This is a genomic window from Bacillus pretiosus (assembly GCF_051294775.1).
GTDB lineage: Bacteria > Bacillota > Bacilli > Bacillales > Bacillaceae_G > Bacillus_A > Bacillus_A wiedmannii.
In genome coordinates this window covers 1-297 of record NZ_JBPPHF010000286.1, presented here as the reverse complement: position 1 = coordinate 297, position 297 = coordinate 1, and the positions used below count along the sequence as shown (strand labels likewise).

Here is a 297-nt window from a genome sequence, read left to right as displayed (position 1 = left end):
CCACGTATTTGCGCCTATATGGTGATGATATCCTCCTGCAGAAATGAATAAGCAGTCATCTTCACGTTGCTGCACTTCAAAGCCTACTGTATCTACATAAAAGTCATGTGACTCTTCTACATTAGCTATTCGTAAATGTACATGTCCAACGACAGTATTAGCAGGTAATCCATCAAACTCATAATCAACAAGCGTTGCTAGTTCTTTTAAATCCAGCGGGGTACGTCCTCCTGGCCCTTCTCCCCATTGATCGCGCGGACGATCCGCATATATTTCAATACCATTTCCCTCTAAGTC

At 43.1% G+C, this 297-nt stretch carries 1 protein-coding gene; it reads right to left on the bottom strand.

The genetic code is table 11. From position 1 onward, the window contains the following. The coding region (locus ACSG5Z_RS30900) for a VOC family protein (RefSeq protein WP_435712862.1) at positions 1–297 on the bottom strand (297 nt) is incomplete at both ends.